The sequence below is a fragment of the Sphingopyxis sp. MWB1 genome (genome assembly GCF_000763945.1).
Taxonomy (GTDB): domain Bacteria; phylum Pseudomonadota; class Alphaproteobacteria; order Sphingomonadales; family Sphingomonadaceae; genus Sphingopyxis.
The window spans coordinates 583,869-600,267 of sequence record NZ_JQFJ01000002.1 but is presented as its reverse complement, the minus strand read 5'-3'; the positions used below and the strand labels follow the sequence as shown (position 1 = coordinate 600,267).

Annotated in this window: 14 protein-coding genes and 1 tRNA gene; 5 read left to right on the top strand and 10 right to left on the bottom strand. The window is 63.3% G+C overall.

The window, feature by feature from the left end:
* Window positions 1-31: 31 nt before the first annotated feature.
* Window positions 32-433, top strand: a complete 402-nt coding sequence (locus JV18_RS0103725; RefSeq protein WP_200879065.1) for a MerR family transcriptional regulator — start codon at window positions 32-34, stop codon at window positions 431-433.
* A 132-nt stretch (window positions 434-565) separates the two neighbouring features.
* On the opposite strand, the gene ychF is transcribed toward JV18_RS0103725, so the two are convergent.
* From ychF to JV18_RS0103675, 10 genes are all read right to left on the bottom strand, one after another.
* On the bottom strand, window positions 566-1,663 hold the full coding sequence (ychF, locus tag JV18_RS0103720) for a redox-regulated ATPase YchF (RefSeq protein WP_033073460.1): 1,098 nt from the start codon (window positions 1,661-1,663) through the stop codon (window positions 566-568).
* A 75-nt stretch (window positions 1,664-1,738) separates the two neighbouring features.
* The gene (locus JV18_RS0103715; RefSeq protein WP_033073459.1) at window positions 1,739-3,586 is read right to left on the bottom strand and encodes a PhoX family protein; all 1,848 of its coding nucleotides are present in this window, start codon (window positions 3,584-3,586) and stop codon (window positions 1,739-1,741) included.
* Between the two features lie 159 nt (window positions 3,587-3,745).
* Window positions 3,746-4,756, bottom strand: a complete 1,011-nt coding sequence (locus JV18_RS0103710; protein WP_033073458.1) for an SDR family oxidoreductase — start codon at window positions 4,754-4,756, stop codon at window positions 3,746-3,748.
* A 146-nt stretch (window positions 4,757-4,902) separates the two neighbouring features.
* Window positions 4,903-5,316 carry a GNAT family acetyltransferase gene (locus JV18_RS0103705; RefSeq protein WP_033073457.1) on the bottom strand — a complete coding sequence of 138 codons (414 nt, stop codon included), beginning with the start codon at window positions 5,314-5,316 and terminating at the stop codon, window positions 4,903-4,905.
* Entirely contained in the window at window positions 5,313-5,882 is a 570-nt protein-coding gene (pth, locus tag JV18_RS0103700; RefSeq protein WP_033073456.1) for an aminoacyl-tRNA hydrolase, read from the bottom strand. Before pth ends, JV18_RS0103705 begins: the two co-directional genes overlap by 4 nt.
* A 70-nt stretch (window positions 5,883-5,952) precedes the next feature.
* Window positions 5,953-6,603, bottom strand: coding sequence for a 50S ribosomal protein L25/general stress protein Ctc (locus JV18_RS0103695; RefSeq protein WP_052071711.1), 651 nt, complete (start codon window positions 6,601-6,603; stop codon window positions 5,953-5,955).
* A 575-nt stretch (window positions 6,604-7,178) separates the two neighbouring features.
* Window positions 7,179-8,081: a TraB/GumN family protein gene (locus JV18_RS0103690; protein ID WP_235302839.1), complete on the bottom strand. Its 903-nt coding sequence runs from the start codon at window positions 8,079-8,081 to the stop codon at window positions 7,179-7,181.
* A complete protein-coding gene (locus tag JV18_RS0103685; RefSeq protein WP_144243855.1) occupies window positions 8,078-9,016 on the bottom strand; it encodes a TraB/GumN family protein in 939 nt (312 codons plus the stop codon). Before JV18_RS0103685 ends, JV18_RS0103690 begins: the two co-directional genes overlap by 4 nt.
* 84 nt (window positions 9,017-9,100) lie before the next feature.
* Window positions 9,101-9,535, bottom strand: a complete 435-nt coding sequence (locus JV18_RS0103680; protein WP_052071709.1) for a hypothetical protein — start codon at window positions 9,533-9,535, stop codon at window positions 9,101-9,103.
* The gene (locus JV18_RS0103675; protein ID WP_033073455.1) at window positions 9,528-9,740 is read right to left on the bottom strand and encodes a helix-turn-helix transcriptional regulator; all 213 of its coding nucleotides are present in this window, start codon (window positions 9,738-9,740) and stop codon (window positions 9,528-9,530) included. The genes JV18_RS0103680 and JV18_RS0103675 overlap by 8 nt, the downstream gene beginning before the upstream one ends.
* Window positions 9,741-9,964: 224 nt before the next feature.
* On the opposite strand from JV18_RS0103675, the gene JV18_RS0103670 reads away from it, so the two are divergent.
* From JV18_RS0103670 to JV18_RS0103655, 4 genes are all read left to right on the top strand, one after another.
* Complete coding sequence (locus tag JV18_RS0103670; RefSeq protein WP_033073454.1) at window positions 9,965-10,888, top strand: glycine--tRNA ligase subunit alpha; 924 nt, start codon at window positions 9,965-9,967, stop codon at window positions 10,886-10,888.
* Between the two features lie 133 nt (window positions 10,889-11,021).
* Window positions 11,022-13,289, top strand: coding sequence for a glycine--tRNA ligase subunit beta (gene glyS, locus JV18_RS0103665; protein WP_033073453.1), 2,268 nt, complete (start codon window positions 11,022-11,024; stop codon window positions 13,287-13,289).
* Window positions 13,290-13,437: 148 nt separating this feature from the next.
* Window positions 13,438-16,095 (top strand): pyruvate, phosphate dikinase, encoded by a 2,658-nt coding sequence (gene ppdK, locus JV18_RS0103660; RefSeq protein WP_033073452.1) that lies wholly within the window; start codon window positions 13,438-13,440, stop codon window positions 16,093-16,095.
* Between the two features lie 55 nt (window positions 16,096-16,150).
* Window positions 16,151-16,227 (top strand) — tRNA-Arg (locus JV18_RS0103655).
* Window positions 16,228-16,399: the final 172 nt, after the last annotated feature.

Genomic DNA, 16,399 nt, shown 5'->3' with positions numbered 1-16,399 from the left:
TCGCATCCGTACCATGGTACGGAGTCAAGCGGTGCAGATGACAATCGGGAAACTCGCCAAGGCCGCCGAAGTTGGCGTCGAAACCATCCGCTATTACCAGCGGCGCGGCCTGATCGCGACCCCGGTACGCAGCGGCGGCGACGGCTGGGGCGGCGGTGTACGCCGCTATGACGAACAGGATCTGCGGCGCTTGCGCTTCATCCGGTCAGCACAGACGGCGGGCTTCACCCTCGCCGAAATCGGCGAGTTGCTGGCGCTCGAAGAAAAGGATGAACGCGAAAAAGTCCGCCTGCTCGCCCGCCAGCGCATCGACGCCCTCGACCAAAAAATCGCCGAACTGACCCAAAGCCGCACCGCCCTCGCGCGCCTCGCCCACCAATGCGCCACGAGCGACCAGGGCCCATGCCCGATCCTGTCGGCCTTCGAAGGCTAGGCGGAGCACATAAGTCGCAACCCTCGTCATCCCGGACTTGATCCGGGATCCACGACTTCGGCGCGACCAGGGATTCCGGATCAGGTCCGGAATGACGAAGGGGGGCGGCCTGCCAAAGGTGCCCCCGCCCCCTCAGCTATGCAGGAAGTGCATCACATCGCCGTCCTGCACGACATAGGCCTTGCCCTCGGCGCGCAGCTTGCCGGCTTCGCGGGCTTTGGCCTCGCCGCCCAGCGCGACATAATCGTCAAAGGCGATGGTCTCGGCGCGGATAAAGCCTTTCTGGAAATCGCTGTGGATTTCCCCCGCCGCTTCGGGCGCGCTCGCGCCCTTGTGCACGGTCCAGGCGCGCGCTTCCTTCGGCCCGACGGTGAAGAAAGTCAGCAGGTGCAGCAGCTCATATCCCGCACGGATCACGCGGGCGAGGCCGGTCTCTTTCAGCCCCAGTTCTTCAAGGAACAGCATCCGTTCCTCGCTGTCCATCCCGACCAGCTCGGCCTCGATCGCCGCCGATACGATCACCGCCTGCGCGCCTTCCGCTTCGGCGCGGGCAAAGACCGCGGCGCTATGCGCGTTGCCGGTCGCCGCATTGGCTTCCTCGACATTGCAGACATAAAGCACGGGCTTGCTGGTCAGCAATTGCGCCTGCTTCAGCACCCGCTCTTCCTCGGCGTCCTTGGGCTCGGTCAGCCGCGCGGGCTTGCCGCTGCGCAGCAGTTCCAGCGCCTGTCCCAGCACTGATGCTGCAACCTTGGCTTCCTTGTCGCCGCCGGTCGCCTTCTTCTGAAAGGCCGGAACCCGCTTTTCGAGGCTTTCCAGATCGGCGAGCAGCAATTCGGTCTCGACCGTTTCGGCATCCGCTACCGGATCGACCTTGTTTTCGACATGCTGGATATCGTCATCTTCGAAACAGCGCAGCACATGGACGATGGCATCGACCTCGCGGATATTGCCGAGGAACTGGTTGCCCAGCCCTTCGCCCTTCGACGCGCCGCGCACCAGCCCGGCAATATCGACAAAGGCAAGCTGCGTCGGAATGATCTTCGCGCTGCCCGCAATTGCCGCCAGCTTGTCGAGCCGTTCATCGGGAACCGCGACATTGCCGACATTCGGCTCGATCGTGCAAAAAGGATAATTGGCCGCCTGCGCTGCCTGCGTCTCGGTCAGCGCGTTGAACAGGGTGGACTTGCCGACATTGGGCAGCCCGACGATCCCGCATTTGAAACCCATGAATAAATCCGATCATCTGGAAACAGGCCCGCCCCTTAGCGGCAGGAGCGGGCCTTTTCCAGATGCGATGACTTATCAGGCGCCGACAGGCTTTCCGTCGGTGCGGCTGACGACGATGGTGGAGGAGCGGGGCTTTTGCCCTGCAACCGGCCAGTCGCCCGTGGGGTGCTGGATATTGATGAAGAAGGTCTTCAGATCCTGCGTATAGGCAAGGCCGGTGATTTCGCATCCCACCGGGCCGACGAGGAAGCGTTTCGATTCCTTCGTCACCTGATCGACATAATACATGGAATTATTGCCGAACACCGATGTGGTGGAGCTGCTGGTGCTCGCATCGGTCTGCACCCACAGGCGGCCCTGCGGGTCGATCCGCAGGCCATCGGGGCTGGAGAAGGGGTCGCCCTTGATATCGCCCTTCAAATGCTCTTCGGCCAGGGTGGGGCTTCCGCCCAGCAGGAAGATGTCCCATTTGAACTTGGTGGCCAGCGGCGAATTGCCATCTTCGACAAATTTGACGATGTGGCCGTGCAAATTGGTCTTGCGCGGGTTGGCAGGGTCGGTGACCTGACGGCGGCTGTTGTTGGTCAGCGTGCAGTAAACAGCGCTATTGTCGGGTGCGACGGTCAGCCATTCGGGGCGATCCATCACCGTGCCGCCCGCGACGCGCGCTGCCGACTGGCAATTGATCAGCACATCGGCCTGATTGTTGAAATTGACCGTGGTGGGCGCAGGGGGCGTCGTGCTCTGGCTGACATTGCCGGGGTCCTGCGCGCCTGCAGTCAAGCCATTCTGCCCGACGACCAGTGCGCGCCATTCCCCCGTACCATCGGCGTTGAAGCGCGCCACATAGAGCGTGCCATAATCGAGCAGGTCGGTGTTCGCCGCACGGTTCGAGGTGCTGAACGCCCGGTCAGGCACGAATTTATAGATACAGCCCGGCGTCGAGTCATCGCCCATGTAAAAGGCGACGCGGCGGTCGGAATTGGCCATGTAGGCGACATTTTCGTGGCTGAAACGCCCCATGGCAGTGCGCTTGGTCGGCGGCGCCAGTTCGCGCAGCGGGTCGATCTCGACCACCCAACCGTAATTTTGCTCGGGCTGCGTCGGGTCGAGGTAATTGTCGGTCGTTTCCTCGCAGGTGAGATAAGTGTTCCAGGGGGTGCGGCCGCTGGCGCAGTTATTAAGCATCCCCTTGATCGAACCCGACAGCAGGCCTGCAGCGGGGCCGCCCGCGCGATAGCTGCTGTTGCCCGTATAGCGCTTGTTATAGCTCGAACCGGCTTTCACCGCCCATTTGCCGTCGCTGCCCTTGGCCACTTCGACGACACCGATGCCGACGGCGGAGAGAGCGAGCGCCTTCTGCTCGGCGGTCGCGGTGGCGGCATTATAGCTGCCGTTCATCAATATATTGAAATCGGGATACTCGAAATTGATCGCGAGCAGGCCGCCGACATTGGGATCGGTGTTGGGCAGGGGGAAATATTCCATCCCGTCATGATTGCCGCCCGCCCATTTTTCGGCCTGATCGGCCGTGGGAAAGCTGCCCGACCAGGGCGTGCCGCTTTCGATCGAATCGCCGGCTTTCAGCAGGACATCGACCGTGTAGCCTTCGGGCACGGTGACGCGGTCGGCCTGATTGGCGGCAACGGGGGTGAAAGCGATGGCATAGCTCACCGGCGGGGGCGTCGGGGTCGGGGTGGGGGTCGGCGTCGGCGGGGGAACGGTCACGACGGGGCCGCCATCATCGTCCGAACAGGCGGCGAGCGCGGCGGCGGGCAGGACCGACAGGCCGAAGAGCCCATTGCGCAGGATCGACCGGCGCGAAGGATTTTCACCGACCAGCGCTTCCAGGCTGTTCGGTCCATTAAGGTCGTCGGTGGCGCGGCGATAGGGCGCGCGCGCTTCGTCGGTCAGATGTGACATGCAGGTCCCTTTTCCCTTTGGGGTTGGTCTCCGCCCGGATCATCGTCCGATGCGGTCGACCAGCCCCTTCGCAGGGCAGGGTGTCACGCCTGTTGCGCTATGGCGTCAGAATGAAGATTGTCGATGACGAATATGTTGCAGGGAGCGGGGGCGTGCGCCCTATCCCGCCCCATGCACCGCCTTCACCAGCGGCCCCAGCCGCGAACTGCCCAGCCAGGCCAGTTGCACTTCCGCCGACACGCGGTTGATCGCTTCCTGCGGCTTGGGTCCCGGATGCACCGCGCAGCGCAGCGGGCGCTGCCCGGCGGGCATCGCCATGATCTCGGCAATGGCGCGCGGCACGTCCATCGGGTCGGCGCTCCGCCCACTGCCATCTTCCGTGCCCATGCCCTTGGTAAAGGGCTCATAGGCCGCGAGCAGCGCGGGATCGCTCCGTTCCTTCAGCGCGCCGGTATAAACATTGCGATTGACCCAGACCTTGGTGGGATAGCCGCCGGGCTGGATGATCGTCACGTCGATGCCATGCGGCACCAGTTCATAGGCCATTTGCTCGGACAAGGCCTCGACCGCGAATTTGGTCGCCGAATAATGGCCGCTTCCGGGCGCAATCACCCGGCCCAGCTGCGAGGAGATGTTGAAAATCTGCCCGCCCTTGCCTTCGCGCATTTGCGGCAGCAGCGCGCGCAGCATCCGCTGGATACCCAATATATTGGTTTCAAAGATAGCGCGCGTCGCTTCCATATCCTGCACTTCGACCGGCCCCGTGATGCCGATCCCGGCGTTATTGACCAGCGTGTCGATCCGCCCGCCCGCCAGTTCCAGCGCCTTCGCCGTGCCGCTTTCAACCGAGGCATCGCTGGTCACGTCAATCTCGGCGATTTGCAGGTCGAGCTTTTCCTTCGCGGCCTCTTCCGCCAGGCTCGTCGCTTCGGCGCGCGGCATATTGCGCATCGTCGCAATCACCTTCGCGCCCAGCCGGGCATAGTGGAGCGCGCCCAATCGCCCGAACCCGCTCGAACAGCCGGTGATCAGCACCGTCCGCCCTTTCAGCGCATCGGCGCCGAGCGGCGCAGTCGCCTCGGCGGCACGGAGGAGGGATGGGGCAGCAGCGGTCAGCGCGGCGGCTCCCGCCAAAAGGTCACGGCGGCTCGGGGCAGGAAAGTCAGTCATGATGGCAAGGCTCCTTTCGGGGCCGGAACATGACTCAACAAAAGCCCGCCGCCAATCCCCCTTGTCGCTCTTCTCTTATCGTCATTCCGGACTTGATCCGGAATCCATGACCCGCCCTCAATGCTGAGGCGTCGCCAGAGGGAGGTTCACCCCTGCAACCGCCGCGCAAACACCGCAACCGCCTGCTTTTCCCACTCCAGATGCGCGTAAAAATCCGCCGCCTCATTATCGTCGCGCACCATCAGCTCGACCTTGGGGCAGCCCTCGCCGCGCAGCCAGTCGCACGCGGCATCGAGCAGCTGTCGCCCCAGCCCACGTCCGCGGCGGGCGGGGTCGGTGGCCAGATAATAGATCCAGCCGCGATGCCCATCAAAGCCGGCCATCACCGTCCCGACAATCACCGCGTCATTTTCGGCAACAAAGATCGTGGAGGCAGCATAGCCAAGCGCGCGCTCGAAATCGGCAACCGGGTCATTCCAGGGTCGCGTCAGCCCGCAGCCGTGCCACAGCGCAATCACCGCATCGCGGTCGGCCGCGCGCGCCGGGCGGATCGCCGTCACCCCTGCAACCGCAGTGCAAGGTCGCTCACAAAGCGCACATCATCGCCGTCGGCCAGCCAGCTTGCCTCGGCGGCAATCGCGCCCAGCAGGTCGGCCAGCGGCTCCATCTCGCTCTTGGCATAATTGCCCAGCACATGGCCTGTCACCCGCGCCTTGCTGCCGGGGTGGCCGATGCCGATGCGGACGCGGCGGAAATCCTCGCCGATATGCGCGATCATGCTGCGAATGCCATTATGGCCCGCCGCCCCGCCGCCCTGTTTGACCTTCACCTTCGTCGGGGCGAGATCCAGCTCGTCGTAAAATACCGTGACGTCGCGGCTCGTCAGCTTGTAAAAATCCATCGCGGCGCGCACGCTGCGGCCGCTTTCATTCATAAATGTCGCGGGTTTGAGCAGCAGGACGCGCTCGGATCCGATGCGGCCATCCTGCACCCAGCCCTGAAATTTCTTCGCAGGCGGGGAAAAGTCGTGAACATCGGCGAGGACATCGGCGACCATAAAGCCGACATTGTGGCGATGCATCGCATATTGGGGCCCGGGATTGCCGAGGCCGACCCAGAGCTGCATGATCCTGCCTTTTCCGGGTTGGGACGACCCCCTTCGCATGGGCGCGAAGGGGGCTATCCGTTGATCGGGATCAGGCTTCGCCTTCGCCCTTGGCGTCTTCGCCTTCGGCGGCTTCGCCCTCATCCTTGGTCGTGTCGCCATCGCTCGACTTCAGCGCCGAGGGGGCGACGATCGTCGCAATGGTGAAGTCGCGGTCGGTGATCGCGCTTTCGCTGCCGGTGGGCAGGGTGACATTGCTGATGTGGATCGAGTCGCCGACGTCATAGCCGGCCGCATCGATAACGATCTGGTCGGGCATCTTGTCCGCGTCGCAGATCAGTTCCAGCTCGTGGCGCACGACGTTCAGAACGCCGCCGCGCTTCAGGCCGGGCGACAGCTCTTCATTTTCGAACACGACCGGAACCGCGACCTGCACCTTGGCATCCTTGGTGATGCGCAGGAAGTCGGCGTGAAGCGGACGATCCTTGACCGGGTGAAACGCGACGTCCTTGGGCAGGGTGCGGACCTTCTTGCCGCCCACTTCGATCATCACGACCGAGTTCATGAAATGACCCGTCATCAGCTGCTTCATCAGCAGCTTTTCTTCGACGTGGATCATCTGGGGTTCTTCTTTGCCGCCATAGATAACGGCGGGGACGCGGCCATTACGACGCAGTTCACGTGAGGCTCCCTTGCCAGCACGTTCGCGCGTCTCGGCCGTCAGCGTCAGCTGATCGCTCATATTATTTCTCCGAGAAACAGTTACACAGTTCCGCCACGCCTCCAGGGATGACCATGACGGAAGCGCGGGCGCATAGCGGGGAATGCAGCCAAATGCAAGCAATGCCGCTCGCGCGCGTCGATCCGGTCCGCGCGGCCCATATGTCACACGCCACCCATCCCCGTCATTGCGAGCCCGGCAAAGCCGGGCGAAGCAATCGCCAGCCCGCCTCCTGACGCCGACGACGCGAATACCGGATCGCCGTGCCAATTATTTCGCACAAAGGCACAAAGCCACAAAGAAGAGTCCCCTGCCGCGAAGCGGCTTCCTCCCCAAACCTTGGCATCAGGATGCAGAGGAGGGGGAGTAAATGCGCTCCGCGCTCCACAATCCCCCGCGCGCCTCTGCGCGAAACCATTTCAAGGGCGTGGCGGCTTCAACCAAAAGAAGAGGGCGCGCAAAACCTCAAACCCCGGCCCCCCTTTGTGTCTTCGTGTCTTTGTGCGAATCCAAAAACATGGCCAAGCGGGCCACGGCCAACGCCCGCTAAATTTCCGGATTTCTGCCCACACCCCGCCAAGTCAACCGCCGCCCGATCACTGCACCCGCACCACCTTCACCCCTTGCGCCTCCAACAGCGCAGGCAGGCCGTCATCGCCCACCAGATGCCCGGCACCTACGGCGAGCAGCAGCGTTCCGGGCACCTCCATCCGTTGCCGCGCCCATGCCGCCCAGCGGCGGTTGCGTTCGGTGATGATCGCCGCACGCGCCGCAGGCACCGCGTCGATATCCTCATTGATCATCGCCGCCAGCTTTGCGACATCGCCCTTTGCCCAGGCGTCGGTCAGCGCCTCCACCTCGCTAACGGCTTCATCCGCATCAGCGACGGCGGCCTTCAACAGCGCACGCTGGGTGCGCGCGTCCAAATTCTCAAACATCATCAGTTGCGCGCGCGCACTCTCCAGCCCCGTCATCGGCTTGCCCGCGGCGGAAAAGCGCTCGCGCAGCCCCGTCTCGACGCCATAAGCCGCTTTCAGCCCCGCGCGCTGGGCGGCGCTTTGTCCCATCAGCACCAATATCGCCCAATCGTCGAGCCGATCCGCCTCGGGATGCGGCCCCTCCTCCAGCGCGCGATAATCGGCCAGCTCTTCCGGGCTCAGCCGTTTTTCCATCGCCAGCGGCGCGCTGCGCGGGGCGAGTTCGGCGAAGATTTCGCCCGCGCGCGCCAATTCGGCGGGCGATAATTCCATCACCAGCTCGTCGGCCTCGGCGATGGCCCCCGCAACTTTGCCGCCCGCCCAGTCGGTGCGCGCGGGCAGGGCGTGCATCGTCCCCAAAATATAGATTTTCGTGTCGTCATCTGACGCCAGCCACATGGCGGGCCGCGCATCGCGCTCCGGCGCGCCGGGGCTACAGGCGGCGAGCAGTAGCAGGGCAGCGATCGCCGCCCCGCGCCACCCGGCTCGCCCCGGCGTGCGAACGGAAGCGCCGCGGATCAATAGTCGATCCGCTCGGCGGTCAGCCCGCGTTCGGCCAGATAATCCTGCACGCTCTTCTCGCCCGCCAGATGGCCCGCGCCCACGGCGACAAAGAAGGTGCCGGGCTGTTCCAGCTTTTCCTCAATCTGCTCGGCCCAGCGATGATTGCGGTTCCACAGCAAAATTTCGGTCAGCTTCGGCGATTCCTTCATGCTTTCGTTCATCGTCTCGGCCAGTCCTTCGGGATCGCCCGCGCTCCACTGGGTGACCAGCGTGTCGAGCATCGGCCCCATTTTATCAAGATCGCGGACCACGCCGTTCAAAAAGCTCAGCTGGTCGGCCTGCGGCAGATTGTCGAAATAGCCAAGCTGCTCCTCGACCGTTTCCAGCCCGCTCACCGGCTTCCCCGCGCTCTTGGCAAAAGCCGTCAGCTTTTTCTCGACCCCTTCTTCGGGATTATATCCCAATTGGGGCAGCGGCATCGTCGTCAGCGTCACGCCGACGAACCACGGCTTGAACATGTCGAACTGCTGCGGCGCGACACCGAATTTGGCGAGCATCGCTGCATAGGCGGCGCGCTCCTCGTCGCTCAGCAGCGACGACAGCGGCGTCCCCGTCTGGTCGATGGCAAGTGGCATCATCTTCTGTGCCACTTCAGCCGGATTTTCCGGCAGAACCAGTTCGAGCACCAGCTCGTCCGACTTGTCAAACGCATCCTTCACCGCTTCGTCGAACCAGCCAAGGCCGGGCTTCAGCACATGGATGGTACCAAACAGATAGATGGTCGTGTCCGCATCCTTCACCGCCCACAAGGCAGGCTTGGCTTCGGTGACGGGCGCCGCGGCAACAGGCGCCGCGGCTTCTGCGGCAAAGGCCGGATTGCCCAAAAAGAGCGCGGCTTGCGCGAGGGGAACCACTGCACAGCTCAGGGCAAGGGCTTTAACGAATTTTTTCACGGGAATTTGCCTCTCTTGGATAAGCCGAACCGGTGACGGCGCGGACAGGAAGGAAAGATAGGGAAGGGGGGATGAAGCGCCGCTTTACCGGAATTTCAGCCACGCCCAGACCGCGGCGTTGACGATGATGGATGCGAAGAACAGCGCCACCAGATCAATCGGCGGCACCAGACCGCCCCGGTGGAGCAGCCACCAGACGGGCGCCGCCAGGAACAGAAAATACCAGCTTGCGCTATTGGCCCACAGCATGGCGCGCTCTTCATGGTCATCGACCGCGCGGTGATACAGGACCATGACCAGCAAAAGCCCGACAATCCAGGCCGCCGACAGCGCGATTGCGCTCGATTGCGTAAGGGCGCCGGCGTCCAGATATGGCCTCGGGTTGACGACGCCGATGACGACCCCCAACAGGCCCGCCCCGATCAGGCTGGTCCAGTAAAGCTTCTTGCGCGCCGACCAGCGGGGCCGGGCTTGGCCGGCGTGCGAGCCGGAGCTGTGGGGATCATGGGGCTCAGTCATCGGCCTCTCCTGTAAAGCCATCGTCAAAAATCTCCTCGATCGGCATGTCGAACAGCCGTGCCAGCTTGAAGGCGAGAGGGAGCGACGGGTCATATTTGCCCGTCTCGATCGCATTCACCGCCTGGCGCGACACATCCAGCCGTTCGGCCAGTTCGGCCTGGCTCCAGCTTCGCATCGCACGCAGCACTTTCAGCTGGTTCTTCATCCGACTCCAATCGCGGGCATCAGCCACCTCTCCCTGACAAAATGTCAGGTGTTATTGACTAAATGTCGCGCATCAATGACCTTGTCAACCTCGAAAATACCCAGCCATGTTGTTTTGCGTGGCACTTTCGCAAACTTCGGCAGCTTCCCCGCCCTTGACCCTGCGCCCCCGCTGCGCCAAGGGCGGCGACACTTGTTGCACCTGCGAATAAAGGGCGAAAAAGCGTGGCGGACGCGGCGGAAAAGAAACCCCTCAGCTTTCAGGACATCATATTGACGCTCCACGCCTATTGGGGTGCGCGCGGCTGTGCGATCCTGCAGCCCTATGACATGCGCGTCGGCGCCGGGACATTCCACCCAGCGACCACCCTGCGCAGCCTGGGGCCGGAGCCTTGGAATGTCGCCTATGTCCAGCCCAGTCGCCGCCCGACCGATGGCCGCTATGGCGAAAACCCCAATCGCCTTCAGCATTATTATCAGTATCAGGTCATATTAAAGCCGTCGCCCGCCGATCTTCAGGAACAATATCTCGGTAGCCTCGCCGCCATCGGCATCGACCCGCTGCTCCACGACATCCGCTTTGTCGAGGATGACTGGGAAAGCCCGACGCTCGGCGCCTGGGGGCTGGGGTGGGAAGTGTGGTGCGACGGGATGGAAGTCACCCAGTTCACCTATTTCCAGCAAATGGGCGGTTTCGACTGCAAGCCCGTCGCGGGCGAACTCACCTACGGTCTCGAACGCCTCGCCATGTATATTCAGGGCGTCGACAACGTTTATGACCTGCGCTTTTCCGACCCCGTCGGCGATGTTCCCGGGGTCAGCTATGGCGATGTGTTTCTGGAGAATGAAAAGCAATTCTCGAAATGGAATTTCGAAGTCGCCGACACCGACAGCCTGTTCGCGGGCTTCAAGGCCGCCGAGGCCGAATGCCAGCGCGCGATCGAAGCGGGGGTTCCGCTCGCCGCCTATGATCAGGCGATCGAGGCCAGCCATTTGTTTAACCTGCTGCAAGCGCGCGGCGTGATCAGCGTGCAGGAACGCGCCAATTACATGGCCCGCGTCCGCGATCTCGCCAAGGGAAGCTGCAAGGCGTGGATCGACAGCCAGTCCGATAGCTGGTCCGCCAAATATCCGGGGTGGACGCTGTGATGGCCCGTTCCGTGATTTCCTTTCAGTCCGTTCGTGTCGAGCGAAGTCGAGACACCCGGCGGAATAGCGCAATCCTTTGTGGCATCTCGACTTCGCTCGATGCGAGCGGGGTTCGGGGTTCGGAGAATTTGCTGTGACCGATTTCCTCCTCGAACTGCGCTGTGAAGAAATCCCCGCGCGGATGCAGGCCGGCGCCCGCGCCGAGCTGGAAAAGCTGTTCAGCGCCCAGATGAAGGCGGCGGGGCTCGCCACTGGCGACCTCCGCATCTGGTCCACCCCGCGCCGCCTGGCGCTCATCGCCCGCGATCTTCCGGACGCGACCGAGGCGGTGCGCGAGGAACTTAAAGGCCCGCGCACCAGCGCCCCGCCACAGGCGCTCGAAGGCTTTCTTCGCAAGACCGGGCTGACGCAGGATCAGCTGGAGGACCGCGATGGCATCTGGTTCGCGCTGATCGAACGGGCAGGGCGGGCAACGCGCGATGTGCTCGCCGAGGCGATTCCCGCCATCATTCGCGGCTTTTCCTGGCCCAAGTCGATGCGCTGGGGCCGCGACAGCTACAGCAGCGAAAGCCTGCGCTGGGTGCGCCCGCTCTCGGGCATCGTCGCGCTGTTTGGCGACGAACTGGTCGAATGCGAAATCGACGGCATCCGCGCGGCCACCGCAACGCGCGGCCACCGCTTCCATTGCCCCGGCGACATCACTATCGGTTCGGCGGCCGACTATGCCGAAAAGTTGCGCGCCTGCCATGTCATCGTCGATCATCAGGAACGCGCGGCGATCATCCGCGACGGCGCTGCCAAGGCCGCCGCTGCTGCCGGTCTGACGCTGGTGGAGGATGAAGGGCTGGTCGTCGAAAACGCCGGTCTCACCGAATGGCCGGTGCCGCTGCTGGGGCGCTTCGATCCGGCCTTTCTGGAGGTTCCGCCCGAAGTCATCCAGCTTACCGCGCGGGTGAACCAGAAATATTTCGTCGTCGAGGACAGCGACGGCAAGCTCGCCAACGCCTTTGTCTGCACCGCCAATATCGCCGCCAGCGACGGCGGCGCGGCGATTGTCGCGGGCAATGAAAAAGTCCTCGCCGCCCGCCTCTCCGACGCGCGCTTCTTCTGGGAACAGGACCAGAAAAAGACGCTGGAGCAGCATGCCGAAAAACTGGCGAACATCACTTTCCATGAAAAGCTCGGCAGTGTCGCCGACAAGGTCGAACGCGTAGCGAAACTCGCGCGCTGGCTGGTGGAAGAAGGCGTCGTCAAATCCTCGAGTGTTCCCGCGCAGGCGGGAACCCAGGGCGACAATGCGCCAACGCTGACGAAAGCAGAACTGGCCGACCAGGCCGAACTGGCCGCACGCCTGTGCAAGGCCGACCTCGTCACCGAAATGGTCGGCGAATTCCCCGAGCTTCAGGGTTTGATGGGCGGCTATTACGCCCGCGCCGAAGGCTTGCCCGACGCCGTCGCCGACGCAATCCGCGACCATTACAAGCCGGTCGGGCAGGGCGATGACGTGCCGACAGCGCCGGTGACGGTGGCTGTGGCGCTGGCGGATAAGCTGGATACAGTCTCAAAATTCTTTGAAATCGGCGAATTGCCGACAGGGTCAAAGGATCCGTTTGCTCTCCGTCGTGCTGCGATCGCCGTCTCGCGCATTATTGAGGCTAACGAGATCAGATTGCCTTTGTGGCCAATCATCGCTGGCCAGATCATGTTGAGCGGCGGTTCCTCGGACATGTACGCCATTGTGAGGCAAAAATTTTGGTCTCGGACACGCTCGGAAATTCATCAGGAGTATCGCTGGGACATCCCGCACGAGCGTTTCCCTGATCCGCTTGAGACGTTGCCAATGGTGGTTGACGGCTTGCTCGACTTCTTCGCCGACCGCCTCAAAGTCCAGCAACGCGAAGCGGGCGTCCGTCACGACCTGATCGACGCGGTATTCGCCCTCGGCGGAGAGGATGATCTCGTCCGCCTGCTCGACCGGGTGAAGGCGCTGCAAGCCTTTATGACCACCGACGACGGCGCCAACCTGCTCGCAGGCTACAAGCGCGCGGCGAATATCCTGAAGCAGGCGGACATGTCCGTCGCCCCCGCGAAGGCGGGGGCCGCTGGAGACGGCGCACCCACGCCAACGCCCCCCGCCTTCGCGGGGGCGACGGATGAGGATCGCGCGCTTCTCGCCGCGCTCGACAGCGCCGAGCCTGCCGCCTCCGCCGCCGTTGCCGACGAACGCTTTACCGACGCCATGGTCGCGCTCGCCAGTTTGCGCGCGCCCATTGATGCTTTCTTCGAAGGGGTGATGGTCAATGACCCCGACGAAGCGGTGCGCGCCTTCCGCCTTGGCCTGCTCGCCCGCTTCACCGATGCGGTGCACAGCGTCGCCGATTTCTCGAAGATTGAGGGCTGATCCATGGCGCGCCCGCGAAAATCGGCAGCGGCATTCGTATGGCACAGGTAGAAGCGGCTGAGCGCGCTAAAGCAAAAGTGAATCGACCCAAAAGGGCAAGATTATTATTCCCCGCAAACCCGCCTCCCCGGGGCAGCAGGAGCGAGACATGACGAAGTTGGTGCATTTGTTCGGCGGCGCAGCCACCACGGCTGAACGTTCGAAGGAATTGCTGGGGGGCAAGGGCGCGAACCTTGCCGAAATGGCCTCGATCGGCCTGCCGGTTCCTCCCGGCTTTACGATCACCACCGAAGTCTGCACCGCTTATTATGCCAATGGGGAGGAATATCCCGCCGCCCTGGCCGCCGAAGTCGCGGCGGGCATCACCCATATCGAGGCGATCACGGGCAAAAGCTTTGGCGATGCCGCCAATCCGCTGCTCGTCTCGGTCCGCTCGGGTGCGCGCGTATCGATGCCGGGCATGATGGACACGGTGCTCAACCTCGGCCTCAACGACGCGACCGTCGCGGGGCTGGCCGAAGCGTCGGGCGATCCGCGCTTTGCCTGGGACAGCTATCGCCGCTTCATCCAGATGTATGCCGATGTCGTCATGGGTCTCGACCATGCCGAATTTGAGGAAGCCCTCGAAATCGCCAAGGAGGACAAGGGCTTTTATCTCGATACCGAGATGACGGCAGAGGATTGGCAAAAGCTGGTCGCCGAATATCAGGCGATCGTCGAGCGCGAAACCGGCGCGCCCTTCCCGCAGGAGCCGAAGGATCAGCTTTGGGGCGCGATCGGCGCCGTCTTTGCCAGCTGGGAAAGCGACCGGGCGAAAGTCTATCGCCGCCTCAACTCGATCCCCGGCGAATGGGGCACCGCGGTCAATGTGCAGGCGATGGTGTTCGGCAATATGGGCGACACCTCGGCCACGGGCGTTGCCTTCACCCGCGATCCCGCGACCGGCGAGCGCGCCTGGTATGGCGAATGGCTGATCAACGCGCAGGGCGAGGATGTCGTCGCCGGCATTCGCACCCCGCAATATCTGACCAAAGCCGCGCGCGAAAAGGCCGGGGCAAAGCCGCTCAGCATGGAAGAGGCGATGCCTGAAACCTTTGCCGAGCTGGGCCGCGTGTTCGATACGCTCGAAAATCATTATCGCGACATGCAGGATATCGAGTTCACCGTGGAACGCGGCACCTTGTGGATGCTGCAAACCCGGTCGGGCAAGCGCACCGCCAAGGCGGCGCTGAAAATCGCCGTCGACATGGCCTCCGAAGGGCTGATCTCCGAAGAGGAAGCGGTTTGCCGCATCGACCCCGGCGCGCTCGACCAGCTGCTCCACCCGACGCTTGACCCCGACGCGCCGCGCGATGTGCTGACCAAGGGACTGCCCGCCAGCCCCGGCGCCGCATCGGGCAAGATCATGTTCGACGCCGACAGCGCAGAGAAACTGGCGGGACGCGGCGAGCCGGTGATCCTCGTCCGCGTCGAAACCTCACCCGAAGATATTCACGGCATGCACGCCGCCAAGGGGATATTGACCGCACGCGGCGGGATGACCAGCCATGCCGCCGTCGTTGCGCGCGGCATGGGGCGTCCTTGCGTCTCGGGCGCGGGCGGCATCGCCATCGACGGTCAGGCGCGTGTGCTGCGCGTCGGCGGGCGCGAGCTTCGGGAAGGGGAGGTGATCACTCTCGACGGCTCGACTGGCGAAGTCATGGCGGGCGAAGTTCCCACGCTTCAGCCTGAACTGGTCGGCGATTTCGGTACGCTCATGGTCTGGGCCGACAAGGTCCGCCGCATGAAGGTGCGCACCAACGCCGAAACCCCGGCCGACGCACAGGTCGCGCGCGATTTCGGAGCGGAAGGCATTGGCCTTTGCCGCACCGAACATATGTTTTTCGACGCAGCGCGCATCGCCGCCGTTCGCGAGATGATTCTCGCCGACAATGAAGAGGGTCGCCGCACCGCGCTTGCCAAGCTGCTTCCCGAACAGCGGGGCGATTTCGCGGCTATCTTCGGCGTGATGGCCGGGCTTCCCGTCACCATCCGCCTGCTCGATCCGCCGCTTCACGAATTTCTCCCCACCCGCGAAGAGGATTTTGCCGTCGTCGCTGAGGCCGCGGGTGTCGGTGTGGAAGCGCTCAAGGCGCGCGCGAACGAACTGCATGAATTCAATCCGATGCTCGGCCATCGCGGCTGCCGCCTCGGGGTGACCTATCCCGAAATCTACGAGATGCAGGCGCGCGCCATTTTTGAGGCGGCCTGCGATGTCGCCGCGGAAACCGGTGCGGCGCCTATCCCGGAAGTGATGATCCCCCTCGTCGCCACACGCCGCGAATTTGATCTGATGAAGGCGGTGGTCGACAAGGCGGCAAAGGCGGTCTTTGCCGAAAAGGGGCGCGAAATCGCCTATCTGGTCGGCACGATGATCGAATTGCCGCGCGCCGCACTGATGGCGGGCGAGATTGCCCAGTCGGCTGAATTTTTCAGCTTCGGCACCAATGACCTCACCCAGACGACGCTGGGGGTCAGCCGCGACGATGCGGGCCGATTCCTCACCCAATATGTCGACAAGGGGATCTTCGTCACCGACCCCTTCGTCAGCCTTGATGTCGAAGGGGTGGGGCAGCTTATCGAAATCGCCGCCGATCGTGGCCGCACCGCCCGCGCCGGGCTTAAGCTCGGCATTTGCGGCGAGCATGGCGGTGATGCGCCCAGCATCAATTTCTGCGAGAAAACCGGGCTCGATTATGTCAGCGCCTCGCCCTATCGCGTGCCCATCGCACGCCTGGCGGCAGCGCAGGCAGCCTTGCGAAAATAATCGTGCAGAAGGGGGTTGCGCGACTCCGCGCTACCCCCTAAACGCACCGCTCCACGCACCCGTAGCTCAGCTGGATAGAGCACCAGACTACGAATCTGGGGGTCGGACGTTCGAATCGTTCCGGGTGCGCCATTTCTTTCGAGGACTTCTGCGGGATTCGTGGATCGTGCCAAAAGTTGTTTTGGCACGAATAGTTCTAGTGGCGCGAAGGTTCCGTATGACGGATCATGCGCCGTTGCTTTCGTGAGTTAATTGGGCCTTGCCATTTAGACTTTACGCCCACGTCAAATCGCTCGACGCATTC